This window comes from Arminella tubonensis (assembly GCF_003240585.1).
Classification (GTDB): Bacteria; Pseudomonadota; Alphaproteobacteria; order Rhizobiales; family Rhizobiaceae; genus Rhizobium; species Rhizobium tubonense.
Map to the genome: position 1 here is coordinate 70144 of NZ_PCDP01000013.1, position 26061 is coordinate 96204.

The 26061-nt window shown below is 59.4% G+C and carries 22 protein-coding genes and 1 pseudogene; 8 read left to right on the plus strand and 15 right to left on the minus strand.

The genetic code is table 11. The features are described from left to right. Positions 1 to 250 precede the first annotated feature (250 nt). From CPY51_RS33200 to CPY51_RS06205, 5 genes are all read right to left on the minus strand, one after another. Positions 251 to 1372, minus strand: a complete 1122-nt coding sequence (locus CPY51_RS33200; protein WP_244598484.1) for a hypothetical protein — start codon at positions 1370 to 1372, stop codon at positions 251 to 253. Continuing rightward, positions 1372 to 2265: a DUF2092 domain-containing protein gene (locus CPY51_RS06190; protein WP_111159416.1), complete on the minus strand. Its 894-nt coding sequence runs from the start codon at positions 2263 to 2265 to the stop codon at positions 1372 to 1374. The genes CPY51_RS33200 and CPY51_RS06190 overlap by 1 nt, the downstream gene beginning before the upstream one ends. Positions 2266 to 2457: 192 nt before the next feature. Beyond that, on the minus strand, positions 2458 to 3240 hold the full coding sequence (locus tag CPY51_RS06195; RefSeq protein ID WP_111159418.1) for a 3-hydroxybutyrate dehydrogenase: 783 nt from the start codon (positions 3238 to 3240) through the stop codon (positions 2458 to 2460). Positions 3241 to 3266: 26 nt separating this feature from the next. Next, positions 3267 to 4025, minus strand: a complete 759-nt coding sequence (locus CPY51_RS06200; RefSeq protein WP_111159419.1) for an acetoacetate decarboxylase — start codon at positions 4023 to 4025, stop codon at positions 3267 to 3269. Positions 4026 to 4052: 27 nt separating this feature from the next. Continuing rightward, on the minus strand, positions 4053 to 5231 hold the full coding sequence (locus CPY51_RS06205; RefSeq protein WP_111159420.1) for a patatin-like phospholipase family protein: 1179 nt from the start codon (positions 5229 to 5231) through the stop codon (positions 4053 to 4055). 149 nt (positions 5232 to 5380) lie between these two features. Here CPY51_RS06205 and CPY51_RS06210 point away from each other — a divergent pair, with 149 nt between their 5' ends. From CPY51_RS06210 to CPY51_RS34005, 3 genes and pseudogenes are all read left to right on the plus strand, one after another. Continuing rightward, positions 5381 to 6064: a TetR/AcrR family transcriptional regulator gene (locus CPY51_RS06210; RefSeq protein ID WP_111159442.1), complete on the plus strand. Its 684-nt coding sequence runs from the start codon at positions 5381 to 5383 to the stop codon at positions 6062 to 6064. 56 nt (positions 6065 to 6120) lie between these two features. Beyond that, positions 6121 to 6669, plus strand: a complete 549-nt coding sequence (locus CPY51_RS06215; protein ID WP_244598486.1) for a hypothetical protein — start codon at positions 6121 to 6123, stop codon at positions 6667 to 6669. 95 nt (positions 6670 to 6764) lie between these two features. Further along, positions 6765 to 7108, plus strand: a pseudogene (locus CPY51_RS34005) (IS110 family transposase); the annotation flags it as partial. A gap of 241 nt (positions 7109 to 7349) precedes the next feature. Here the strand turns inward: CPY51_RS34005 and CPY51_RS06220 are convergent. The 7 genes from CPY51_RS06220 to CPY51_RS06245 form a co-directional block, all read right to left on the minus strand. Continuing rightward, on the minus strand, positions 7350 to 8966 hold the full coding sequence (locus CPY51_RS06220; RefSeq protein WP_111159421.1) for a globin-coupled sensor protein: 1617 nt from the start codon (positions 8964 to 8966) through the stop codon (positions 7350 to 7352). A gap of 259 nt (positions 8967 to 9225) precedes the next feature. After that, the gene (locus CPY51_RS33720; RefSeq protein ID WP_275540452.1) at positions 9226 to 9360 is read right to left on the minus strand and encodes a hypothetical protein; all 135 of its coding nucleotides are present in this window, start codon (positions 9358 to 9360) and stop codon (positions 9226 to 9228) included. Between the two features lie 228 nt (positions 9361 to 9588). Further along, positions 9589 to 9903, minus strand: coding sequence for a hypothetical protein (locus tag CPY51_RS06225; RefSeq protein ID WP_111159422.1), 315 nt, complete (start codon positions 9901 to 9903; stop codon positions 9589 to 9591). A gap of 234 nt (positions 9904 to 10137) precedes the next feature. Then, positions 10138 to 11238 carry a porin gene (locus CPY51_RS06230; RefSeq protein WP_111159423.1) on the minus strand — a complete coding sequence of 367 codons (1101 nt, stop codon included), beginning with the start codon at positions 11236 to 11238 and terminating at the stop codon, positions 10138 to 10140. A 626-nt stretch (positions 11239 to 11864) separates the two neighbouring features. Further along, positions 11865 to 12092 carry a hypothetical protein gene (locus CPY51_RS06235; protein ID WP_146260081.1) on the minus strand — a complete coding sequence of 76 codons (228 nt, stop codon included), beginning with the start codon at positions 12090 to 12092 and terminating at the stop codon, positions 11865 to 11867. Between the two features lie 317 nt (positions 12093 to 12409). Continuing rightward, positions 12410 to 13636: an alpha/beta hydrolase gene (locus CPY51_RS06240; RefSeq protein WP_244598487.1), complete on the minus strand. Its 1227-nt coding sequence runs from the start codon at positions 13634 to 13636 to the stop codon at positions 12410 to 12412. A 76-nt stretch (positions 13637 to 13712) separates the two neighbouring features. Then, a complete protein-coding gene (locus tag CPY51_RS06245; RefSeq protein ID WP_111159426.1) occupies positions 13713 to 14360 on the minus strand; it encodes a MarC family protein in 648 nt (215 codons plus the stop codon). A gap of 193 nt (positions 14361 to 14553) precedes the next feature. Between CPY51_RS06245 and CPY51_RS06250 the strand changes: the two genes are divergently transcribed. Both CPY51_RS06250 and CPY51_RS06255 read left to right on the plus strand, forming a co-directional pair. Further along, the gene (locus CPY51_RS06250; protein ID WP_111159427.1) at positions 14554 to 17256 is read left to right on the plus strand and encodes an MGH1-like glycoside hydrolase domain-containing protein; all 2703 of its coding nucleotides are present in this window, start codon (positions 14554 to 14556) and stop codon (positions 17254 to 17256) included. 99 nt (positions 17257 to 17355) lie between these two features. Next, entirely contained in the window at positions 17356 to 18216 is an 861-nt protein-coding gene (locus CPY51_RS06255) for an SDR family oxidoreductase (RefSeq protein ID WP_111159428.1), read from the plus strand. Positions 18217 to 18303: 87 nt separating this feature from the next. Here the strand turns inward: CPY51_RS06255 and CPY51_RS06260 are convergent, their stop codons facing one another. Next, positions 18304 to 19107, minus strand: a complete 804-nt coding sequence (locus tag CPY51_RS06260; RefSeq protein WP_111159429.1) for a potassium channel family protein — start codon at positions 19105 to 19107, stop codon at positions 18304 to 18306. Positions 19108 to 19417: 310 nt separating this feature from the next. On the opposite strand from CPY51_RS06260, the gene CPY51_RS06265 reads away from it, so the two are divergent. After that, positions 19418 to 19894, plus strand: a complete 477-nt coding sequence (locus CPY51_RS06265) for a hypothetical protein (protein ID WP_111159430.1) — start codon at positions 19418 to 19420, stop codon at positions 19892 to 19894. Positions 19895 to 20346: 452 nt separating this feature from the next. Here the strand turns inward: CPY51_RS06265 and CPY51_RS06275 are convergent, their stop codons facing one another. Continuing rightward, positions 20347 to 21396 (minus strand): DUF2955 domain-containing protein, encoded by a 1050-nt coding sequence (locus CPY51_RS06275; RefSeq protein WP_111159431.1) that lies wholly within the window; start codon positions 21394 to 21396, stop codon positions 20347 to 20349. Beyond that, a complete protein-coding gene (locus tag CPY51_RS06280) occupies positions 21386 to 22489 on the minus strand; it encodes an HlyD family secretion protein (protein ID WP_111159432.1) in 1104 nt (367 codons plus the stop codon). The genes CPY51_RS06275 and CPY51_RS06280 overlap by 11 nt, the downstream gene beginning before the upstream one ends. A 450-nt stretch (positions 22490 to 22939) precedes the next feature. On the opposite strand from CPY51_RS06280, the gene CPY51_RS06285 reads away from it, so the two are divergent. After that, positions 22940 to 23476, plus strand: a complete 537-nt coding sequence (locus CPY51_RS06285; protein WP_111159433.1) for a DUF1269 domain-containing protein — start codon at positions 22940 to 22942, stop codon at positions 23474 to 23476. Between the two features lie 192 nt (positions 23477 to 23668). Next, the gene (locus CPY51_RS06290) at positions 23669 to 25819 is read left to right on the plus strand and encodes a mechanosensitive ion channel family protein (RefSeq protein WP_244598489.1); all 2151 of its coding nucleotides are present in this window, start codon (positions 23669 to 23671) and stop codon (positions 25817 to 25819) included. The last annotated feature ends 242 nt before the right edge of the window (positions 25820 to 26061 follow it).

Sequence of the window (26061 nt, forward strand, 5' to 3'; positions counted from 1 at the left end):
GTTTGCGGCCTTGCGGGAGACTTTGAATGTAGCAGGACGCTGCCCGACCTGCCTATTGATCGGGAGGACGGATCGGGTGGCGAAGAGGAAGGGATGGCCTATACGAGGGGTTAGGGGTCCTTAACCCGAGGCCGGCAGCCCGCGTGATGTCTCCGCTAGAAAGTCGCCCATCGTTCTGTGCGTTGCAAAGGCCAGGCCCGTCGCGACTTGTCCGGCCCGTGCTGAACCTCTCCCCACCGTCTTGCGCTGTTTAATTCCCGCTGAGCGCCCGGTTGCCGGAGTTGGACGGCGGAGTCTCGCCTGTGACCAGGATGTTTCCCTGGATCTTGTACGCGATCCGCAAATTGGCGGCGGCAGCCTGAAGCCAACCCACCGCACCCTCCGATGTCCACTCCGTGCCGTCGGGCGGCAGGCTCTCAAACAGGCCCACAATCAGCGGATTAGCAGACGGGGCGCCGCTGTTGCCGTGGCCCTCGTTCGATCCACCGTCTCCACCTCCAGCAGACCGATCGGAACGGCTCTGATTGGGGGAGCCGGCATTGGACCCGCCGGAAGAGCCCGACGACGCCGCATGGGACGAACCCGAAGATGCAGCACCTGCAGAACCGGCATAGGTCCCGCCCGAAGAACCCGAGGAGTAGGAGGTCCGGTGAGACGAACCCGCGGAAGCAGCGCCAGAGGACCCGGTAGCAGTTCCGGACTGATCCCCGTAGGAAGAATAGGTCGTTCCACTCGCGCTCGATGCCGCTGCGGCACCGGTCGCGACGCCGACGGCATAGCCGCCCAGAATATAGGCTCCGCGGCGATAATATCCCCGGCCGTACTCGCCACCGCCATAGTCTCCACCGCCATACCCTCCCAGGCCGTGGTCTCCGCGGCCATAATATCCGCGACCAAAGTATCCGCTGCCATTACCAGTGACTTTGACGTCGCCGGAATTGTTCACGGTGACGTTGCCCGAGTCCTTTGCGGTGATATTGCCTCCGGAGTTCACGAAGGCGCGGTTCCCGTTGACGTTTCCGCCCGAGTTCACCGTGTTGCGGATATTTCCCGACAAGTTGCTCCCTCCGCGGCCGGGGCCTTCCGCCAACCGCCCCTTTGCGCCGCCGAAATTTGGCGCATGGGTCGGACGGTTCATCGGCGGACGGTTCTGGGCGCCCAACGGCGGACGGCCGTGGCCAGCCACGGGTGGACGCGGCGCGCCGCCCATCTGCGGACGCGGCGGTCCTCCCGGTCCTCCCGACGGGAAATGGGGTGGCCCTCCGGACGGCAGACCCGGTAGGCCGGGTGGCGGAGCAAACTGGCCAAAGGCATCCGATGCCACGGCGGTTATTGCGAGAAAAGCGACAAAGGTCTGCTTCAGACGGGTCATCACTTGCTCCCTTCCGTTCCCGATGCGACGTCCGGCGTCGGCTCGACCTTTTTCACATCGGCAGGCGGTTGAAAGACGAATTGTGCGTCGGGCAGCGGCGGCTCGGTCTTCCAGCTCGTGAATTCTGCGATGAACCTTGGCTGGCCCCGCAGCAACGGGTAGGTGACGATCAGCCGGCGGGGCGTTGCCGCATCATTCTTCTCGACCCACAATTCCACGTCGATGCCGGACTTCTGTGAGAAAAGCAGATGCCGGCACTCGACCCCGTCGACGATGGCCGTCCCCACCTGCCAGGCCGCCATGGCGTCGCCCATCAGAACCTTGTCGGGAGAGTCTGTAAAAAGGACGCCGAGCGGAAAATCGAGGTCCAGCTTGTTTGTCACCTCGTCGAGCGCAGAAGGTATGGCACCCGACGCGGGGATCGCAATGTATTTCTTGCTGTCGGGAAAAAAGACCGATGCCGTCTTGCCGTCGTAGAACAGATCGTGCCTGCCGTCGTCGCCGATAAACTCGACGGCGATCCGGTCCGGCCGGCGCACGGCGATCTTCATCGTATGGAAGATGTGAAGCGGTTGTCCGAACTGATCCAGGTAAACGCTGATCGTTCTCGCCGTAATCGACAGGTCCCTGGCAAGGAGCGTCTTTCCCATCTGCGAAACGGCGGTGGCGGCCTCGTCGCTGATCCCTGACTTGACCGGCGGGGTCGGCTCATCCGCTCGGGCCGTCGGCAAAGCGGCGAATCCTACGCACACGCCGAGGGCGACGGCCTTGACGGCCTTCCGCAGGATCGCATTCACTCCTCGCCCGCTTGCGCCATCGACGGTGGGATTGGTGGTGAGCGGACGGCGCCCAACCTTCCAGAGGGCCCGATCTGAGCCATTACAAACTTCCATGGTCATTTTCCTTGCAGGATGAGTGATGGCAGGGTCTTCGGCGAGCACCATCAGAGCCGCGATGTATGCGTTCAGAAGCCCTCTCCTGCCAAAACGGGTTAACGGCCGCACGCGGTTGCCCAAGCGATGGTCACGTGTGCGCTCGGAGATACGGACGACACCGCAAAGGGTGTCGTCCCTCCGCAATCGGTGCTACTGCATGAACCACCCGTGGCTCACGACCAGCGACTGACCGGTCACGGCGTTGGACCTCGCCGCCGCGAAATAGAGAACGGCGTCGGCCACGTCTTCGGTGCTGGTGAACTCGCCGTCGACAGTGTCCTTGAGCATCACCGTCTTGACCACCTGCTCCTCGCTGATGCCGAGCGCCCGCGCCTGTTCAGGGATCTGCTTGTCGACCAGCGGCGTGCGCACGAAGCCGGGGCAGACCACGTTGGCCGTGACGTTGTGCTCGGCTCCTTCCTTTGCCAGCACCTTTGCCAGACCGATCAGGCCGTGCTTGGCCGTGACGTACGGCGCCTTCAGCTTCGAGGCCTCTTTGGAGTGCACGGAGCCCATGTAGATCACCCGGCCGTAATTGGCGGCATACATGTGCTTGAGGCAGGCGCGCGTGGTCAGAAAGGCGCCGTCGAGATGGATCGAAAGCAGCTTTCTCCAGTCGGAGAAGGGAAAGTCGACCAGCGGTTTGACGATCTGGATGCCGGCATTGCTGACCAGCACGTCGACCCTGCCGAACCTGGCGACCACCTCGCCGACGGCCTTTTCCACCTGCTCCTCGTCGGCGACGTTCATCGCCACGGCGAGGGCGTCGCCGCCCTTCTCCTTGATCTCGGCCGCCGTCGCATTGGCGGCGTCCAGATTGAGGTCGGCGATCACGGGAATGCCGCCTTCGGCTGCGAAGCGAAGCGCGATTTCCTTGCCGATGCCGCTCGCGGCTCCGGTGATAACCGCCACTCTTCCATCAAATCGTGACATGGATAGTTCCTTTCAGTTGCAGGGGATCAGTCGTTTTGGAGATAGTCGAATACGACCGTGCCAAGGCCGAGGGTCAGGTCGGCGATGTAGTGGCTGGCTGAGGTGACCTCGCGCACGGGTAGACGCGCGACATCACACATTGCATGTTCGAACAATTGCAGGGCGGCCGGCCCGGCCCATGCGCCCTTGATCGTCACATCCTCGAGATAGTAGCGCACGAGTTCGCAAATCCTGGGCGAGCCGTCGACGTGCGGGATGACCTTCAGCACGAAGGCGGGCTTCGCCATCGCCTTGGCCAGCGACTGCAACGGGAGCTCGCGATGCTTGTAGCCCATGGTCGCCGTCGCGCAGAGAACCGAGCCATAGCGGAGCGTTCCGACGAGCGTCTCCTGCTCGTGCGACAGCTTCGGCGTCGCCAGTTTCTTCGGGAAGCCCCATATCTCGCGGCCGCCGGCGATCGGCGAGTTGTCGTCGAGATACATGGCGTGCACGTAGCTGCCTTCCTGCATCTCGCCTGACGACGTCCTGAAGCGCACCGGGATAACCTGCCCGGTCTCGGTATAGTCGCCGAAGCCGGTCGAGTCAGGCATGCGGATGAATTCATAGGCGACAGTGTCGCCGATCACTTCCAAAGGCTCCGGCACGACGGCGCGAAGGGCCTCCGGATCGGTCCTGTAGTTGATGACGACAAATTCGCGGTTGTAGAACTTGTAGGGTGGCCTCGGATAGGCCGGGTTGTTGAGCGGCATCGCGAAGGCATTGTCGCGGACTGCGGCGATCTTCATGCTCGTACTCTTCTCTTTTGTTGAAACTCAATCGAAGTCGAAAATGGCCACGCCGTCGGGCGTGTCGGGCCGCTGCAGCACCTCGGGGTGACGCAGTGTTCGAAGGGCGTCGTTGTAGCCGGAGGCCCAGTGCTCCTCCATGGTCAGCCGGGAGAACTCGTAGTCCTTGGAGCTGGCTTCGTAGTTCTTGGCGCGATAGACGAGCTGGACGATGTTGTAGACCTTCTCGTCGGCCTGTTCGACGAGAAGCTTGATCTCGGGATCGGTTAGCAGCAGGGCCTCCTGCGGGACGAGCTCCACCAGATGGCCGAGAGCGCGCCGCAGACGCTGCTGCGTCCTGAAATGGTCGGTCGCCGCGCGCGTGCGGCTCGAGAAGCGGATATCCTTCTGCCGCAGTTCGATCCCTAGAAGGTCACGCGGAAACGCGCCCTGCGCGCTCCACAGGTCGACCTGAAAGGCCAGCGTGTCCTGGCGCGGCGAGTTGTCGAGGACCCATTGAAGCGGCGTGTTGGAGATAAGGCCGCCGTCCCAGTAATACTCGCCGTCGATTCTCGTCGCGGGGAAGCCAGGCGGCAGTGAGCCGCTCGCTATGATATGTTCGGGGCGGATACTGTGGGTCGTCGTGTCGAAATACTCGAAATTGCCGGTGCGCACGTTGACGGCGCCAACGCTGAAACGCATGGCCCCCGCGTTGATGCGGTCGAAATCCACCAGCCGCTCCAGCGTCGCTTTGAGCGGAGCGACGTCGTAGAAGCTTTCCGCCTCGATGCTGCCGGCAGATGAAAAGAAAGGTGGCACCGGACGCGGCGTGAAGAAGCCCGGCGCGCCGTCCATGAGCGTGGCGAATGCGTGTGCCTGGTTGAGCATGCCCCGCGCGAAATCCCCCTCGATCCCCATCGCCCCGAGCATGGCAGAAAACAGAGTGGGAATTCCGTGAGCCGGGGCGGTTACCGTTTCCCAAAAACTGCGGAGCGCCTCCACCCGTCTTTCGGGCGGATTGCCGGCAATCAGGGCGCTGTTGATGGCGCCGATCGAGATGCCAGCCACCCAGTCCGGATGCAGATCGGCTTCGGCCAAGGCCTGGTAGACACCCGCCTGATACGAGCCGAGGGCTCCTCCGCCTTGCAGCAACAGCGCGATGCGCTCGAACGGCGGACGCTCCGAGAGGCGGTGCGACTTGTGTCCGACGGGATGTAGATGGTCCATGCAGTTCTACCTCTGTGGCTAACCGCTGCCTCCCTTTCAGACGGCCGCAGCATATGTTGACGTCGCCCACTTAACGCCTTGAGTTGGCAATGTCAACATCTCAAATGCAGCATGTTGACATTAGCCACTTAACCCTCTACATGGACAGCATGACCCAGGTAATCACCACCAAAGACAACCGGCCCTATCACCACGGCGCCCTGCACACGGCGATCGTCGAGGCTGCCCTCGACGTGCTGAGCGAGTCTCAAAGCACGGAGTTTTCGCTTCGGGAGCTCGCCCGTCGGGCGGGCGTCAGTCACAATGCTCCGTATAAGCACTTCGCCGACAAGCGCGAATTGCTGGCAGCCGTCTCGGCGGTGGGATTCGAACAGCTCGCCAGGCGCATGGCTGAAGCGACGAAGGAACTGGACGATCCGCGCAAGAGGCTGGCAGCCATGGCGCGGGCATATGTCTGCGGCGGCGTCAACAATCCTGCGCTCTACCGATTGATGTTTGGCGGCTACCTTGCGGGTCAGGATGGGCGTCCGGTGATCGAAAGAACTGCGGCCTACAACATGAAAGCCTTGATAGTCGATGCGATTTCCGACGGCGCCCTCGGGCGGCAAATTCCAGACGACGAATCTAATATCCGCACGATGGATGGGGCGATTCTTGTTTTTTGGTCGCAGATGCACGGTCTGACTTTGCTGCTGGTGGATCGCCTCGTCGGCCCCGGCGACAAGACGGCGGAGCTGACCGAGAGCGTCCTGCAGGGCATGCTGGACGGGTTGGTAAACTCCATCCCCGCGGTACCGGAAGGCGTCTGGGTTGGTCCGCCGCTGGCGGGGTAGGGGAACTCAAGCGACACTTTCCGGTGTACGCCGCATTCGTTCCGAAGGAAATTCTCATGGACGCATACTTCTCAGCCCTGATGGGCCTCGCTGGCGTCGCGATCGGCGGTCTGACCTCATTCGCCACTGCCTGGATGACGCACCGCTCGCAGGTGAGGGAAAGACAACGCGAGATCGAAGTCGCCAAGCGTGAAAAGCTATTTTCGGATTTCATCGCGGAAGCTACGCGGCTTTACGGCGATGCGATAAGCCACCAGAAGGACGACGTCTCAGATCTCGTGCTGCTTTATGCGTTGGTCGCTCAGATGCGTCTGATCTCTTCGCGACCGGTGGTGGACGCAGCCGAATTCGCGATGGTAAGGATCGTGGAGACCTACCTCAGCCCCAATCGCTCGCTTTCCGAGATACGGAACCTCGCACAATCTGGCGAGATGAACTTCCTGCTCGATTTTGGCGAGGCTTGCCGCGCGGAACTTGCGGCGAGCGCAGCCTCCTCCGCGCGGAAGCTCCATGGAGAACGCCCGCGAGAGAACGCTCGACATCCCGTGCCTTCACCGTCCTCAGCTCACCGAGATGAAAACCGGTTCCGTCTCGCAGGAAGTTGACGGTCTTATGTAGCGCCTGCGCCATCATTGGGAACCGCCACCGATGCCGGAATGGGTCGAGCTAATAGCAGACTGTCGGAACCTAGGATTTAGACATCCGCGGGGTTACGGTGGAATTCCGTGTCGTCACCGCCAAGGGCATGTGCAAGATCGAACCGTTGTTGGAGCATCGCCGCCGATCAGTCTCTGCCGAGGCTGTCCGCGAGCTATTCGTCATGCATGGACAAAAATATCGTGAACTGCTTGCCGGGATCAAACCGTCGATTAACAACGAATGGCGTTGCATCGTGCTGGTGAGTGCAGCAAACGCCTGGCTGACCCGGTCGGCCCGATCGGTGCGCTACTCTGATGATCAAGGACCGGACCCAAGGATGTTTCATCGGGGCGTGATTTTACCGCCTCGATCGGTCCTTCGATGTCGCTCCATTTATTTAAAGGCGTGCCTCCATCGGCGAACAGTTGACGTCACGATTATGAGAGATGGGTCACAGCACTGACGGCAGGCAAATCATAAAATCGTTAGCCGCCGCATTGAGACATGTTCCCCGGTCGAACGAGTTTATGGTCAGAGATTTCCGATCGCCAACAGGAGAAGCTACCTTGCCTCCAGACCACTGAGTAAATACCGCTCGCGCGCCCTCAAGCACTGCCAATAGAAAAGTCTAAACGCCACTACGGAATCAGAATTCTTCCCAGGCATCGCGGGCAAGCGCCGTATTGCCCACCACGAGGGGAGCGTTGCGGACCGATGCTTTGGACGCCGCCGAGTGCCTGAAGGCGACCTTGGCAACCTGGGTATCGACGACCTTCGCGCGCGCGCTCTTGAACCCCGTCTGAAACTCGGCCAGCATCTGGTTGATCAGCAGCGCCTCGGTGGCGAGCCTGTCGCTGGATACATTGGCTTCCTGCACCATCACAGCGTTCTGCTGGGTTCCCTGGTCCATGACGTTGACGGCGACGTTGATGTCTGAGAGCGCCGAAGTCTGCTCGCGGGCCGCCTGGTAGAAGGCGTCGATGTGCTGGCTGATTTCGGTCACCTCCCCCACGATCGCCCCGAGCGCTTCGCCCGTTTCGGCGACCAGTGCCACGCCAGCCTTCACTTGCTCGCCGGATTTAGTGATCAGGTTCTTAATTTCCTTCGCCGCTTTCGCCGAGCGCTGAGCAAGTTCGCGGACTTCCATGGCGACCACTGCAAAGCCCTTTCCAGCGTCGCCGGCACGCGCCGCTTCGACGCCCGCATTCAGCGCCAGCAGGTTGGTCTGGAAGGCGATGTCGTCGATCACGCCTATGATGTTGGAAATCTCTTGTGACGAACTCTCGATCGCGTCCATGGCCGAAACGGCCCGGTTGACCACCTCGCCGGATCGTTCAGCGCCCGAGCGGGCGCGGGCGGCAAGGGTGTTGGCTTCTTCGGCGCGCTTTGTAGAGTCCGCCACGGTCGCGGCGATCTGCTCGATTGCCGCTGCGGTCTGTTCGACAGACGTCGACTGCTGTTCGGTGCGCTTTGCCAGTCTGTCGGCGGCGCCGTGGATCTCGGTGGCTGCTGCGCTCACACCCGAGGCCAAGTGTTCGATGCGCGAAATGGTCTGGCCGAGTTCGGCAGCCGCGCTATTGAAGGCGTCGCGCATGCCAGAATAGGCTTCCGGCAGCGGCTCGTCGATGCGGTGGTCGAGGCGCTTTTCGGCCACCGCCGAGATCGCCTTGCCAAAAATCTCGGTCACGGCCCTGGCTTCCTCCAGGACGCGATCCTGCGTCTTTTGAAGCGCCGCTTCCTTCTCGTCGATATAGACCGAGATCGCGAGATCCATGTCCAGCAGCACCGCCTTGGCCAGGCTGCCGACCATCTGGCCGAGTTCATCGGCAGAGACGGTTCGCCGGGCGAACAGACCGGCCTTCGGAAAGTGCTCGCTGATCGCCTCCTTGACAAGATGGTCGAGGATCATCGCATAGCCGCCTATGTACCATTCCGGTTTCAGGCCGATCTTCGCATGCACTTTGCCGATCGTGCGGACATTGTTGCCGTATTGTGCGCTGAAGTCCCCCTTCGCAATATTTGCCCAGTGCCCGACTTGCGCGCTCTTGGCGCCGGCCACATGCTGGTCTGAGGTAAAGAAGCGGCTTGTTTCCGGCGTCTTGCGCACCATCTCGTAGAACTTATCGAGCGCCTTAGGCAGTTCGCGCTCAATGACCGGACGAAGGGCGCGGAGTTTTTCGCGGTTTGCCGCTCCGAGTTGCATGAATTCCAGGCGCTGTTCGATATTCGGGTTGCTATCAAGTTGGGAATTCGCTGCAGTCATAGTCCGTCCTGTCCCTGCGTTTGATGCGTCCCGGCGAGCAAATTCTGGCGCGCACGAAACCCTACATCCGCATTAAGCGGCGAGGTTAAATTTTTAATTAAACTTGCTAAGCAATCGAGGAGCCGGACCAAGTGTCGCGCCGGAGGCGCACGGAAGCGATTGTCACGGCCAGGTAACTGTCTGCATCTGGGAACGTTCCATGCGAGCACGTCAATGCGCACTCTGGGCGACCGCTGGGTGCAGCGCCGCTGCAAAGGCTTCATTTCCCGTGCGAGCGGTGTTTTCCAAAAAGCTTCGCAAAATCGCGAAGCGGCACTTTGTTCGCGCGGAGCGCCTGACGGATCATCGGGTCTTTCAGGACTTTCGACATCGTCATTTCGGTGATGGTTTGCATGAGGATGTCCTCCTTGAGCTTCGAGGAGGACATCTCAGCCCCGTTTTTCGAACCCCCGGCAGCCCGTCCCACGGCCGGCTGGCACCGAACGTTCTAGCAAATAGGTCTTCGTGCACCGCGCTTCCGAGACGGTAAACACGGAGGGCAAAAAATCCCTCCGTGTTGGTGCGGCGAAAACGCCTAGACTGGTTCGAACTCTGTTCGTTCGATGATAGCGGTTCGTCCTGCCTAGTGGTTCTTGTTCGGACCCTTGCCGGTGGCGAAGCTGCAGGTCTTGATCTTGCACTTCGGATCGTCGCTGGTCGGGACGCTGGCATTGGCCATGCCACCCTGTCCAAGGCATGCCGTCGAATTGGAGACCGTGCGGTAGTACATGTTCATTCCCGCGACTTTCGACGACGGGTATTTCAGCACGATCGAGCCTTCCTTGGCGACTTTTTCGTGCACGGTCGAGCAGCTCAGCGATTTGGAGCTATAGGACTCCATGGCCATTGCGTGCGTGGAGAACAGGCCAATGGCCGCGAGCAAGATGATCTTCTTCATAAAGGTTTCCTTTAGTCGGTTCCGAAACTCTGTCGGTGGAAACCCCTTATTCCTTGTTGCACATCAGATTTGTGACAGTTCGATAACTCTGCGGCCGTCGTTCTGAATTCTCTGTTCGCAGTTGCGGAATAAACGCTGCAACTGCTCAGACCGGCTCAGATCAAACGAAAAAAGGCCCGGTGCGGACACCGGGCCTTGGCTCGCTGATTGGAGGTCAAACCAATTCAGATCGTATTAGAAGCTGCGCTCGAAACGGAGGATACCGGCAACCGTGTCGTCGGATGGTACGTCGTAGTGAACGTAGGTGATTTCAGGCTCGACCAGCAGGTTCTTAACTGGGTTGAACTTGAGGTTCGTCGTCGCTTCGAAGATCTTCGAGTCGGTGTAAGCGAGCTGCAGGTTCCACTTCAGCTTGTCGTTGAACGGTACGCCAACGCCACCCCAAACTGCCCAGTCGCCCCAGCCGCACTGCGAGCCGTGAACAACGCCAGCCCCGTCGGTGCAAGCAGACACGTCCTGGTTCGAACCAGCATACTGGTTCAGCTTGTCGCCGTCCGTGTTCCAGCCGCCCATCAAGAAGGCAGTGAAGCCACCGAAGTCGGCGTCGATACGAGCCTTGATAGCGCCTTCTTCGACGATCGAGTCGTAACCACCGACGACCTTGAAGCCAAACATTCCGGCCTTGTAGCCGAGACCGGCAACAACGTTAGGCGCGTAGTGATCCTGCTTGGAAGTCTGCCAAGCGCCGCCGTACGCGGATTTGTCGGCTGAAGAGTTGGTGTCTTCGAGCGAGATAACGCCGGTGAAGCCCGAGCCGTTATCGTAGTTGTAGGTCAACTGGTTGAGTTCGTACGGACCGTCATAGATCACGTCATCGTTGATGACGTCGCCGGCATAGCCAACGAACTGGTTGTACTGCGAGTCGGTCTTACCAACGGTGAAGCCACCAAGGGTGATGTAGGACCAAAGCAGGTTGGTGCTGGTAGCGTTGCCGTCATTCCAGTCCCAACGAACGATGGTCTCGGTCTTCAGGGGGCCGTATTCGGTGTCCGTTGCCGTGTTGAGGTTCAGTTCAGCGCGGGTGTGCCACTTCGTACCGAAGTTGCTGTCGCGATTGTAGGCGTCGTACCACTGGCCTTCGGTGCGAACCTTGCCGCCAATACGCAGGCAGGTTTCCGTGCCCGGAATGTAGAAATAACCCGCGCCGTAAGCGTCGCAGATACGTACGTATTCAAGTGGTTCCGGCTCGGCAGCGACGATAGCGTCAGCCGCGTGGGCACCGGATACTGCTGCGAGCGCTGCAGCGGAGCCGAGAAGTAGGCCCTTGATATTCATTTTAACTCCGTTTTTCGTATGAACTTGCGCGACGACCGAACCGAAAGGCTCGCCTACATCAAGTTGCAGTCCCAATCCGAAGCACCTCGCTTCTTCCCGGCAAGATGCATTTGCCCGGCCTTTTTTCAAGAAAACATTGTAGCGTGAGGAAATGCGACAGCGATGTCTTGATTTACTGTTGCCGAAACCACGCACAAAACTCGATGTTGAAGGTTCCGGCGTAATCTCCCTGATCGATAGGTCTCGGCACGTCAGTGATGGCGGCGACCTCAATAATGGCGGTAACAACTCAGGGAATGGCAGTGGCTCAAACAGCGATGCGAGGCAGACCACCAATCAGATTGAGGCACGAGCGCAGGTTCAGCCAACAGCAGTTCCGGCGCGATGAAACAAGACGATACAAACAGCGCCTCGACCGCTGATTGCAAATAGCCGCTTGCGAGCAAAAGTTCCCGCCAACCCGACCTGCTGACCGACCGACCCACTGTCGGGACAAGCTCTCCATCCCATCAAGCGAAAATGCTTGTTGTTGTGCCGCCAGGATGCAGAACTGTCAGGCAGTCGTGATGCCTCGCGGCACGCAGACGTTTGCCGCGGCACGACATGTGAATGATGTCGCTACCGCGCTAACGAGTATTCCGCTGCACGCCCAAAACGTCTTCCTTGACGAGCATGACAAGTTCGTGCCGCGAGAAATCTGAGATGGCGAGCAATACTTCGGCTCTGACCCAACCTTGGGCCTCTGCCTGGGAAAGCAACGCTTTTAATGCATCTGCCATTGCCGCCTGACATTCATCGCTGCGATCAACGGCCATGTTGGAATGTGTTGGAGCTGCAATAAGTGTAAATTTCAAGAACGCCCCCGTCACTAACGGGATGCCGCTGACATCCCCGCGTCAAAACTCACATGAACATTAGCCAGCTTCAATTGTCACAAACAAGATGGTGGCTTACGCATCCGACGGTACGTCCGTGACGGACGTCTCAGGTCTGATCTTCTCCGCGAGCCGCAAGAAGTCCTGCAGCAGTCCTCGACCTATTTCGACACCATCGGCCGCAAGTTGGAGCAAGAGGGATATTCAGGACGTATTCGCCATGGCGGCGATGCCCGCGTTCAAACCGTTGGTGTCGGTGACCGCTTTGCGGCTAAGCCGGCTTCCGACGACCGAAATCAATTAGTCAGGCTGGGCGAGGCTTCGCTGTTCAGGATGCTATCAAGCTCTTGCCCCTTGGGCTGGCGCTTCTCGCCGGTTGCCGCATCCATCGGAGCAGTCACGACTTTAGATGCGACATTGCCGACCGCTCCCGCGGTCCCGGCAATTACTGCCGTCGCTCCTTGCACAAGGCCTATGTCACTGCCGGTCAACGTCTGACCCCTCGCCAACCGCCGACCGATCAACTGAACGATCTCAGGGCTCTCGGCGAATTTTCCGTGACGCATGCTGTCTTCGGTCTTGACCTTGGTCAGGTCAATGACGTTGATGCCCGCACGTTCAAGCTTGGTTTTGTATGGCTCTTTCGTCGGGTCTATCGATCCGACCCGGTCGATATCGCCGGAAATCAGCCGTGAAGCGGAGAGCGCCCGGTCGTCCTGCGACACGAAAATTGTGAACTTCGGACGATGATCGCCTAGCTCCACAAACTGGCGGGCAAAGACGTCGACGTCGATGTCCGGCGACGCGAGGACGACGTTGACGATCTTCGGATCGACCCTGCCATCCCGGATGGCCATTTGCCGGAGCGATTCCATCGCCAGCCACGTCCCCATCGAATGGGCGAGAACGGTGATGTCCTTGACGTTCGGGTCCCTTGCCAGATATCGGAAGGTGTTTTCCAGTGCAGTTCGTGAATAGTTCGTGCTCTCCTTGTCGTATACATAGTCCAACAGCCGCGCTCGCGACGGCCAGGTAAACATGATCGGTGCCACCTCCGCACCCGAATCATGGACGATCTGGGCAAATCGAAAGACCGCATCCTCGTAGGTGTTGTTGAAGCCGTGAATGAACACCAGGGCATGAGCGCCGTTGCGTTGTGTCTTGAACCAGGCAAGGCCTTCCTGGGCTGAGGTCATGGGCTTGACGGACGTGACGGCGAAATCGGTTTTTGGATTTGGCGGTAGCTTTTTCGGCCACTGCACTTCTCCGACCTTGCGGGCAGCGTCGGGCGGTATCGAAATAGTGATGTCGTCGAGAGACGGCTTGGGAGCCCGCTCTCCGCCAAACATCGTGGCGGGATTATCGGTCGCAAGCCGACTGGTCGCGACAAGCATCTCGACCTTCGATGCAGATGGGGATTGCGCAGACACCGCCACTGGCGTCATCACGCCTTTTGGATGCCCGGCGCATGACGCGAGCGACGCAAATAAAAGCAGGATCGAGAAACGCGTTGCAGTGTGCATTCCATTTCGCCCTTGCTGTCGACGGTACATGTGTCCGTTGCCGTGCGACGCCACTGAGCGGCGCGTCACCAATAAGTCAATGTGCCGCAGTTGCGGTCAGAATGCCGAGCCGACCAAGGCCGCTCACGAAAAGCTGAACCGCAACCGCCGTGAGGAGAATACCGAACACGACTTCCGAGATCACCAAACTGGCGGGTTTCATCCGCTTTGCCAGCGTGTCGATGTTGGTGAACACGAGATAATCGAATGCCGCGACCACGAGGATCAACCCGACGACGAGAGCCGCGCTTGCGATGGAGACGACTTCATCAGAGGCGAGGATCAAAACAGTGATGCCCACCGGATTAAGCAGATAGGGAACTGCCAGTGGAAAAACGGCAATCTTTGCGGGGTCTATTGCTATCCCCAGATCTTCGTGAGCCTTCTCTGTAGGGCCAGCCGCCATCTTGAGCGCCAAAAGCGCCAGCACAATGCCGCCTGCGACTGCGACTGCACCGCCTGTGATGTGCAGCAATCGCATCAGCAATGACCCCGCGGCAAAGATGATCAGCGCCGCAACAAGGGCGATCAGAACCATCTGCTTGCCGATCGCGACCTTCGTCTTCGCGTCGAAGTTCTTGGTCATTTCCAGGAACGGAACCAGGGCGATTTTCGGTCCCATACCAATCAACAGAAGCAGAAGAAGCTTCGTGACAAGGCCCGTGTCAATAACCGAAAAATCCATCGAAAAGCTTCCCCCCGGAACCCTGATGGCGAGATTGTTATTGATGGATCAATCATTTGTCCAGCACCCGAGGTGCATTCAAACTTCTCGCGTAGCAGATCGATTATATTAGCCGATCGTCATAGATGAACTTGGAAGTCCGTTGGTTGGGTGTTAGCGTTCGCTGCCATTGATTTCCGGGGGGCGGTAGCACATGGACGCCGAAACGCAACGCTTGCTGGAGGCCCGTGAGAAAACGGCCGAGTGGAAGAAATGGGGGCCTTATCTGTCCGAGCGCCAATGGGGGACAGTGCGCGAGGATTATAGCGACGATGGCAATGCGTGGGATCATTTCACCCACGACCAGGCTCGGTCACGGGCCTATCGCTGGGGCGAGGACGGGCTGGCGGGCATCAGCGATCGCGAGCAGCGTCTGTGTTTCGCATTGGCTTTGTGGAACGGCCAGGACCCGATCCTGAAGGAGCGCTTGTTCGGTCTCACCAATAGCGAAGGCAATCATGGCGAGGATGTAAAGGAATATTACTTTTACCTCGACTCGACCCCAACGCACTCCTTCATGAAATACCTCTACAAGTACCCTCAGGCCGCCTTTCCTTACGACGATCTGGTGGCGACCAACCGCCTTCGTGGAAGAACCGACCCGGAATATGAGTTACTCGATACGGGGGTATTTAGCGAAGACCGATATTTCGATGTTTTCGTAGAGTACGCCAAAGCCGCACCGGAGGACATCCTCATCGAGATTGCGCTAACCAATCGCGGACCGGAAGCGGCGACGCTTCAGGTATTGCCGACATTGTGGTTTCGTGACGCTTGGTCGGCTGGCGAGAAGCCGCGGCTGCAATGTTCGGCGAAGAAGCAATCTTCAAATGTGGTGACTGCCAACTGGAACGCCCGCTCAGGCCCCACCACGACGTATCTCTGTTGCGACGGTGCGCCGAAGTTGCTGTTCACCGAGAATGAGACGAACACCGAACGGCTCTACGGTGTCCCAAACCGAACGCAATTCGCCAAGGACGGCATAAACGACTACGTGGTAAATGGTCGGTTGGAAGCAGTCAATTCGCAGCAGAGCGGCACGAAGGTGGCAGCGCAGTACGTCGTCACCGTCCGCGCAGGCGAAACGCGCACGATACGGCTCCGGCTGAGCGATGTGCGGCCGACGGTACCAAGCAAATCAAAGGACAGCGACGGTGTGTTCGGTCGTTCGTTCGACGAGACTATGCGAGCGCGCCGAGATGAAGCCGATGAATTCTATGCCTCGATCACGCCGCCATCGATGACTGCCGACGCTGCCATTGTCATGCGCCAGGCGCTGGCCGGCATGATGTGGAGCAAGCAATTCTACTTCTACGATCTGAACGAGTGGCTTGCAGAACATGGCGCTGGAGCGTTCACTTCGAAACGGCGGATCGCACAGCGCAACGACGGCTGGCACCATATGCACAATGCCGACATCATCTCGATGCCGGACAAGTGGGAGTACCCTTGGTATGCGGCCTGGGACCTGGCGTTTCATATCGTCGCCCTCACCATGGTGGACCCCGACTTCGGCAAGGAGCAGCTCGATCTGATGCTGCGCTCGACCTACATGCATCCGAACGGACAAATCCCCGCCTACGAATGGAATTTCGGCGACGTCAACCCACCCGTACATGCCTGGGCGACAATCTTCACCTACCGACTGGAAGAGGCGCGAACCGGCAAAGGTGACGTTGCTTGGCTGCAACGCTGCTTTGAGAAACTGCTCCTCAACTTCACCTGGTGGGTCAACCGCAAAGACCGTTCGGGTAAGAACGTCTTCGAGGGAGGCTTCCTCGGGCTGGACAATATCGGCCTATTCGATCGGAGTTCGCCGTTGCCGACCGGGGGATATCTCGAACAGGCCGACGGCACCGCCTGGATGGCGCTCTACTGTCAGAACATGATGGAGATCGCGGCGGAACTCGCCATGAGGGACGGCGGCGGCGAGGAGATGATGCTGAAGTTCACCCAGCACTTCCTGTTGATCGCGTCGGCGATGACCCATGCTGGCGAGGAGGTCGGTATGTGGGACGAAGAGGACGGCTTCTTCTATGATGTCCTTCGCTTACCGGACGGGCACGCGCAACGTCTCAAGGTGCGCTCCATTGTCGGCCTGCTGCCGCTGTGCGCCGCCACGGTCTTTGAGGGAAATCTGTACGAGAAGTTTCCCGACGTCCCTGAGCAGGTAATACGCTATCTGAATGCACGCCCGGAGTTGACGGCGTTTATCCACGACCCCCGCAAGACTGGCTATGCGGGTCGGCGACTTGCCTCGATCCTCGATGAGGAGAAGCTGCGCCAAGTATTGTCGAAGATGCTCGATGAGAACGAGTTCCTTAGCCGCTACGGTATCCGGGCGCTCTCGCGCTATCACGAGAAACATCCCTATGTCTTCAATGTCGGGGATCAGGAATACCGTGTCTCGTACCTGCCATCCGAATCCGACAGCGGCATGTTCGGCGGCAACTCGAACTGGCGCGGCCCGATCTGGATGCCGATGAATGGTTTGATGATCCGGGCCTTGCTTCAATACTACATGTATTACGGCAATGATTTCACCGTCGAGTGTCCGACGGGCTCCGGTCGGCACATGAACCTTTATCAGGTCGCCGAGGAGATCACCCGGCGCTTGTCGACGATCTTCCTCCGCGGCCCGGACGGTAAGCGCCCCGTCTTCGGCGGAGCAGACAAATTCCAGGAGGATCCGCACTGGCGGGATTGCCTCCAGTTCTACGAGTATTTTCACGGCGACAACGGTGCCGGGCTCGGCGCAAACCATCAGACAGGATGGACCGGATTTATCGCTCGGGGGATGCACGTGTTCGCATCGGGCACAGCAAAGCAATGGCTTCAAGGCGGTAAATGGTCCTAGGCCCCGCCCATCGAGAAACTGCCTGCGCTGAGTGGAAGACCGGAATGCCCGTCCGGTCAAGATCGGCAGTGGAATACGATAACAACTGGAGAGGCTATCATGGAGAGTTACTACGAAAGCCAACAGCTACCACGACCTGTGATCCCGAACTTGCCGCCCGTCCATCTTCTGAAGGGACAGACAGCGCTCGTCACAGGAGCCAATTCCGGGATCGGCCGCGCGGTGGCGGTGGCACTGGGCAAGGCCGGGGCAAACGTTGTCGTCAACTACGTTACCGCTCCGGCGGACGCGGCGCAGGTCGTCGACGAGATCGTGCAAAATGGCGGGCGGGCTGTCGCCATTCAGGCGGACGTCTCCGACGAAGCCGGGGTGGAGGCGATTTTCGCCAGGACCGTTGAAGAGTTTGGCACCGTCGACATTCTCGTCAGCAATGCCGGACTTCAACAGGATGCCCCCTTTCACGAGATGACGACGGCGCAATGGGACAGGGTCATGAACGTCAACCTGCGCGGGGCCTTTCTATGCTCGCGGGCAGCGGTGCGCGAGTTTCTCCGGCGCGGCGTCCGTCCCGAGGTCTCGGTCGCGGCAGGCAAGATCATCTTTATCAGCTCGGTCCACGAAGTCATTCCTTGGGCCGGCCACGTTAATTACGCGACCTCCAAAGGTGGGTTGATGCTGCTCATGAAAAGCTTGGCGCAGGAGGTCGCGGAACGGCGCATACGGGTCAACAGCATAGCTCCGGGAGCCATTCGCACTCCCATCAACACTGACGCCTGGCAGACACCGGAAGCCTACGCCGCGCTGATGAAGCTCATCCCGTATAAGCGGATCGGCGAAGCCGAAGAGATCGGCCGGACCGCAGTATGGCTGGCTTCCGATTTCACCGACTACATCGTCGGCTCCACGATGTATGTCGACGGAGGAATGACTCTGTATCCCGGTTTCGAGACGGGCGGATGATCAGTCATCGAAGGATGCCGTCACGACCGTTCCTTGCTCGTCGGTCTTCTCTGATACAGCCTCAGGCTCGAACCGAATCAAAAGCGCCTACAACCCTTCATCTGAAATGTTGAGGAGGTTTCCACATGCCTTGCAGTGAACCGCATCGGCGTCGTGGCGTTGTAGGCCACATTCAGGACAGGCAAAGGTCACCTTGTAGGGTCGCACCACGGCCTGTGCGAGGCGAACGAACAACGAGATCCCGATAATCATAGTGACAACCGAGGTCAGCTTCCCGCTGGTGCCTGGCAAGGTGATGTCTCCGAAGCCGGTCGTCGTGACGGTGGCGACGGTGAAGTAGAGAGCGTCCACGAAGCCCTCGCTTCCCCCGAGGTGATAGAAAAAGCTCGTGTAGACGAAACCGGTGATGATGAAGAGGAAGACGACAAGGTTGAGACAGGCGCGAACAACGTCGAGCCGATGACCGTGGCCGAGCCTCTGCAGCGCGTTCTTCAAGAGGTTGCTGTTCCCAAGCGCCCATAGCCGCATGACGCGCAGGAATGCAAAATTGAACAGAAGGTCGGGAAACAGCAAGGTCGCCAGAATGAAGAGATCGACCCAGTTCGCGAAGCGCGTCAAGAAGACCTTGAGATTTCCTGTGATGACGCCCCGTGCGATCAGCTCCAAGCCTATCCATGCAGCGATCGCGTAGTCGATGATGTGATAGGTCTGCCCTTGGCGCAGAAAGGGGCCAAACAAGAAGAAAGCCAGGATCGCGAGATCGACGAACGAAAGCATCGCCTGCAGTCTGCGTGAGCGGGCATCTCTCCCGCTGGCGAACCACCGTAGACGACTGCGAAGACTTTTCGACTTCTCGGGGAGATAGCTCGGTTGGGGATGCGGATCGCTCATCTGATGAAACTATCAGGAGCGATATCGCTTGCAATCCGGGCGGGTCTGAATTCGAGCGGAAGGGCGCAAATCGCGGTAACGTTGGCAAGCGCCGCGCGACTTCGCGCGAACACCGGCCCGGAGTTAAGCCTCCTATTTTTGCGCCAGACCTCCCTCGCAAGGTTGGGCCTGCGTGCCCATTGGGACGATGGGAATCCGATTTCCAGTCAGCGCGGCAGTGTATTTTGTCGAAAGGCATTGTGACACCTGACATGCCCCCATGCTAGGATCGTCTCAAACAGCGTCTGTCCAATGGGGACGAAACCAGGTCATGGCCAAGGTAGATAAGCGATATACGCTCCTGTTCTTTGCCCAGGCGCTGGGGTCGTTGTCGCTGATATCCCAATGTGTTCCGATCTATGCGAGACTGCTTGACGACCCAGGAACACCTCAACGATTTGGCGTTGCGATGGTTGTCGTGGCCGGACTGAGCGTCGTCCTGGTGCAAACTGCTTATTGGTATCGGGTGTTCAACGTCATATTGCCCGTTCGGACCAAACGGGTCGTGGTCGGTCACCTGATCCTGTTCGCCAGCCGTCTTGGCTTCATCGTCGCGAGCGCGCTGTTTTCGATCGTACTGTTCCGACACCTGCCCGAAATCGACTTTGCGCAAAACTGGTCGACATTCCTCTGGCGCGGCCTCCTTCTTCTGGCAGTGCTCTTCACGCTTTTCTGCTTCACGACCGAACTCGAACGCCTCGGGTCCGCGATGCGCGGCCCGGAGCGCCAGCCGTTACCGCGAAACTGAGCCTTCGCTTTCACTTGTGACAATAATTTCTGAGAGCCATCCTCGTGTGACGTGTCGGTGCGATCCCTGATCACTCGCAAGTTCAACGGATTGGCCGTGCCTTCACGCATCGACGGTCGGGAGACAATCTTCCATCAGTTCTGCAACTCATAGCATCCCCGTCTTCTGGCACCGAACTGGCACAGAGGCGAAAGCCGCAGCGCATAATGGCCGTCCTTCATGCATCGACTGAAGGCCTTGGGGTCCGGCGGGTCTTTCCACATATGAGCCAATTCGCAATCGCCTCGGACTTTCTTGAAGTCATCGGCTTCGTTGGAGGCGACGGGCGAGAACGCCATACTTGATGCAAGCGTCGCCGAAATAAGGCATCTCATCGACATCAAGCTCTCCTCGAACGGACTTTGGAAATTTCGGCGACGACATCGGCGGTTTTTCCTACCGACGCGAGAATGTCAGTCGGGATACTTCGCAGGTTGCACAGTCGGTCGGGGCCAGAGCAGCGCCGCTGTCAATAGAGCATAGATCAAAGCTACGGCGACGTAGACGATGCGGGTCGTGAACGATTCTGCGGCACTGCCCGGCAGCGGCGAAACCCCAAGCCCGAACAGGATCAGGAAGATCGTCAGCGCGCCAGCGAACATTCCGGCATCTTTCGAACGGGCCGCGGCGCGACCACCCAGCAACAGGCCGACGACGAGAACGATCAGGAACATGACGAACAGATTGGGTCGAAGGGTGAGAATGGAATAGGCGATGGAGGCGAGAACCCCGCCAAGCAGGTTGACGATCACCAGTCCAAATGCCGCCCTTCCGCTGGAGGCGATGTCAAGTTGGCCCAGAAGCGATGCCACGGTGATCGGAATGACCATCGCCGTGGCGAGTTTGTCGTTAGTCAGGCAGATCGTCACCGCCGCAAGCAATATCGCGGTGTTCGCCAATGCCCTGAGATAGGAAGGAGCCTGCAATGTCGGTGGCTCGGCCGCGACGTCGATAGTCGGCGGTTCCGGAACGACGGCGTAGGCAGCCCACATGAGAAGCGTGCCGCTGAGTACTCCCGTGACCAGGATCGACAGGATCGAATTTGCCAGGTCGCGGTTGAGGATGCCGAGCAACGGCACTATGATGGCAACGACCAGCACGAGGAAAGCTGCAGGTCCGCCTTTGCCACTCGACTGGGCGAGGAAGCAGGAAAAATAGATCAACGCCAGGAACATGAGGAAAGTGGCATGCCTGTCGCCGAACGCACTGGTGAGAACCATCATGAACAGCCCGGCAACCAGGATTAGTGCTGCCATCCCCAACGCCTTGCCTAAAGGCATCGGTCGCGCGCTTCCGAGCAAGAACTGCGCGGCAAAAAGCGGCCCAAGAAACGGGACGATGGCCCCCGAGTACACTGCGAAGATGAAGCCGACGGAGACGGCGAGTGCTACCCGCAACCCCTTTCTTCGCTGCTCAGCGACCGCGACGCCGAATTGAGAGATGGGGCCGGCGTCATCCGACATAAGTCAGCACCGACATGATGCGTATCCACAGGGAACCCCAGGCGTTCGTGATGGGGTGTTCTCCCGTGTAGACGACCACCGTCGCCTGCGATCCATATCGAACGCCCGTCTTCGGCTGCGTGACCATTGTCAGGCGAACCGGAAAGCGCTGTGCTTCCTTGACCCAACCGCTGTCGTTGCGGATCGTCGGCAGGCCCGTGTTCGGATCCGTCGTGCCCCCAGACACGCCCAGGCCGACGCTCTCAACTTTCGCCGAGTACAGTTTGCCGGGAAGGGCGTCGAAGAGGATGTCGGCCCGGTTGCCGACAGCGACATTCTCGAGACTGTTCTCCTTAAAGGCGGCGGATATCCAGATCGTACCGACATCGATGAACGTCATGGCCGGCTGTCCGACGGTTACGACCTTGCCGATGGAAAGTTGCAGATTAGTGACGACGCCGTCCGACGGTGCACGGATCGTCGTCCGAACCAGATCGAGCTGGGCGCGCTCCAGCGCGGCCAGCGCCTCCTTGAGTTGAGGGTTGTCGTTGCCCGCTGGGCCAAGTTGCTCTCGTGCCTTGACGAGGTCGGCTTGCGCGCCCTGAACTTTGGATTCGGCCTGGTCGAATGCCGACTTCGTAGTGTCGTATCTGGCCTTTGAGTAGACGCCACGTGCCACCAGCTCCGAGGCGCGGGCATACTGTTCGCGCAGATTATCCCGGTCTGTCTGTGCACCGACCAGCTTGGCCTGCGCGGCGTCCACTGTCGCTGTCGATGCGCCGATAGACTGCCCTACGCTCGCAAGACTTGCCTCCGCACCTTTGACGGCGATCTGGTAACGGCTGGGATCGATCCGGAATAGGACCTGATCCGTTTCGACATGGGAATTGTCGGCGACGTTCACCTCGATCACGCGCCCTGCGACCTCGGGTGCGATCCCGACCACATAGGCCTGCACTTGGGCCTGCGTCGTTGATGGTGTACGCCGCTCCATGAAGATGGAAAGCACGAACAGCGCTAATGCCAGCAGGACTATGGTAAGTGCTACGCGCAGCAATGGATTGCTGGGCGTAGCCGCGAGGATTGGCTGAGCGGGGGAGGCATCTTCGACCATGGACTATCCTTTGAATTTCTTTCATTCACGACAGGCCGCTCGCCGCGGCTCGCAACTCTTCAGCGCACGATCTCATGCCTGGGCTGGAATGGACAGCTCATCTCGGGAGGTTCACCACCGCTCGCAATAATAACGCACTAGTTGATAGTAACATTGGTCTGGGACAGCAATAGTACCGCACCCAGAACCGTTCCCTTTCGGGTCGGCGAGGGGTATGTAACTGTAACTTACTTCCCCTCTTGCATCGGCTGCGCGAGACATCTCGGGGGACGTCGCCTATTGATCACCGCGCTAGAATGAAATGGGGCTCGACCCAGGAATGAGCGTGTCGGTCTATCCATTGTCACAGCACCGGGGTATTCCAGTGACATCCTCATTCTAGATTGTAATACGAGGATCTCGACGCGCGGCTTGAACTCCAATTCGTGATCTCAACATACAGGATTTCCCATGTCAGAACTCGTAGTACTCGGCTTCGATGACGCCGACAAAGCGGATACAATTCTCAACAGGCTTCAGCAGCTCCAAAAGGAATATCTGATCGATCTCGAAGACGCAGTGGTCGCCGTCCGCGACAGCGAAGGAAAGGTTCGGCTGAAACAAAGCATGCAACCGTCCGCCGGGGGCATCGCGACGAGCGGCGGTCTGTCAGGCGCGGTTTGGGGGTCGCTAGTCGGCCTGCTCTTCCTCAACCCGCTGGCAGGGATGGTGCTGGGCGGAGCGATCGGAGCGAGCACCGGAGCGCTCGCCGGATCGATAACCGACTACGGCATCGACGACGAGCTCATCAAGCGGCTGGCTGAAACCATTCCCGTAAACACCTCCGCGCTCTTCCTGCTCGTACGCAAGGTCCAGCCGGAAAAGCTCCTGGAGGAATTCAAGGGCGAACATGCCCGCATCTTGCGATCATCGCTGTCTCCCGATCAGGAGCACAAGCTTCAGGGCGCGCTTGCGACGGACGCACTACCCTCTGGTCCGGCAGCGTAGCAGGACCAAGCAAGGGGCTGCGGTGTCCATCATGCGAGGGCGTTTGATTTATTGGCGGAAATACTATAAAATGCATTTTCATTGTCGCACCACTATTACGTGTGAGATTTTCCCGCGCTTCGTGTCGCGAGCGAGGACTGATCGAGGCAGTTAATTGCGGGTGGGGCAACTGCTGCTTGTGGGGGCATCGTGATGTACATGGCAATGATCCGGATAGTGGCTGCGAGGTCTGGCCTCTGCCTCGCATGCGTTCTGCTGACCCTCCTCGCCTTGAATTCAGTCTCGCATGCGCAGAGCGCGCCGATGCCGCCCGTTCAGGAAAAAGTCGACCAGCTCTTGAAGCTGCTGGATGATCCGGACGTCAAAGCAATGCTCGCCGCCAAGACCGCGCCCCCGGCCGCAGAGATGCCAATGGGTGCTTCCGCCAGCGACTTCATGACCTGGTCGAACGCCATGCGTGCCCATCTGCAGGAGCTGGGGCAAGCCATACCCGCAGTTCCTGGCGAGTTTTCGCGGGCACGCTCAACAATCATGGCCGAGATCACCGGGCATCGTCCAGGAGCCATCCTGGTCCTGTTCATTGCATTCGCGGCACTCGGGTTCGGCGCTGAGGTCGTCTTCCGACGTCTGATCGACCGCCGAGGCCGAGGAAGCCATGTGAACGCAACCCTGGGATCGGTTTCTTCCACGCGACATCACCTGATCGCTAGGTCCGTCTTTACGACGATCGCGCCGCTGGTCGTCTTCGCCGCCGCCAGCGTCGGTGTCTTCGTCGCGTTTAGCTGGCCTCCGCTTCTCGCAGCGCTTCTGGTGCCGATGCTGGTCGCGCTGATCGCCTGGCGGGTGATAGCACGGATCACCGCCATCCTGCTTGGAACATATCACGGGCCATCGGATAATGACGGGCGATCGGGGCCACGTCTCATTCCGATGGATGAGGGACTGGCGACCTTTTGGTATCGTCGGGTCGCCGTTTTTGCGGGCATATTCTTCGCGGGCTGGGCCGTGGCCGGCATGATGACCGCACTGAGCTTCGCCCCCGGCGTCAGGAGCCTCATCGTCTATGCATTCGGCCTCGGTCTCCTGGCGGTTGCGCTGGAGACCGTGTGGAACCGCGCCGGAGCGCCGCGAGCGCATGGTGTCAAGCAATGGCTCCTTACATTTTTTCTGTGCCTGCTTTGGCTGCTGTGGGTCGCCGGCATGACCGTGGCCTTGTGGGTCGGCATCTACGCGCTGGTCCTGCCGCCGATCTTCCGGACAACCAGTGCGGTCATGAAATCCATCTTCTCCGAGCCTGACGATACGCCAAAGTCGAGGAACGTCGTCCTCGAGGTGCTGTTGGAGCGGGGGGCGAGGCTGATCATCATCGCGCTCGCCGCCGCTTGGCTGGCCACGATCCTGCGTTTCCGCGCGAGCGGATTAATGGAGGACGAAGATGCCAGCCGGATGATCCGCGGGTTGCTGGGAGGCGTGGTGGTCCTGCTTGCCGCCGACCTGATCTGGCAGATGGCCAAGGGTCTTATCAATCGACGTATCGAACGCGCTCGTGACGAAGGCGGCGATGAAGCCGCCCTCGCCCGCAGCGGCCGCCTGATGACCTTGCTGCCGATCCTGCGCAACTTCCTCGCCGTACTCATCGCCGCCGTTGCGGTCTTGATGGCTCTCTCAGGGCTTGGCGTGGCGATCGGTCCATTGATAGCAGGCGCTGGCATCTTCGGCGTGGCGATCGGCTTCGGCTCGCAGTCGCTGGTCAAGGATGTCATCAGCGGCGTGTTCTACATGACCGACGACGCCTTCAGGGTGGGAGAATACATCCAGAGCGGCACCTACAAGGGTACCGTCGAATCCTTCAGTATCCGGTCCGTCAAGCTACGCCATCATCGCGGCCCGGTGTTCACGGTACCGTTCGGCTCGCTCGGGGCCGTGCAGAACATGAGCAGGGACTGGGTCATCGACAAGTTCAAGATTTCGGTGAACTACGACACTGACCTAGTTCTGGTCAAAAAGCTGGTGAAGGGCGTGGGTGCCACTTTGCTCGAGGATCCGGAGTTCGGCCCGCAGATCATTGAAACGGTGAAGATGAAGGGTGTCGAGGCGTTCGGCGACTACGGCATCGACCTGAGCTTCGCGATGATGACGAAGCCGGGACACCAGTCCACCATTCGCCGACGCGCCTACGCGATGATCCGGGAGGCTTTTGCGGCGAACGGCATCGGGTTTGCTTCGCCCACCGTGCAGGTCGGGAGCAACGACGATCAATCCGCCAGCGCCGCGGCCGCCATGAGAGATGCGATCGTTCGCAAGAAGGCAACCGAAGCGGCGAACGCCAACGGCGAAGCCTGAATGCAGGATCCGATCCAGATACGGGACGACGGCGCAACATTTGAGATCGCTTGATGGGGGGCGTGCCTGCCGGCCAGTGTGGGACGTTGTTGCATCGATCCCGGGTTTGCTAATGTCTGGCTGTTGTTTTTGCTCCCAGGATGCATTTGATGCCGCATAAAGTTCAATGCCGACCGACGGCACAAGATTGCCAAGCAGAAATTTCAGGTGACGAATTGGGCGCGGTATAATGAAAGCCTGCG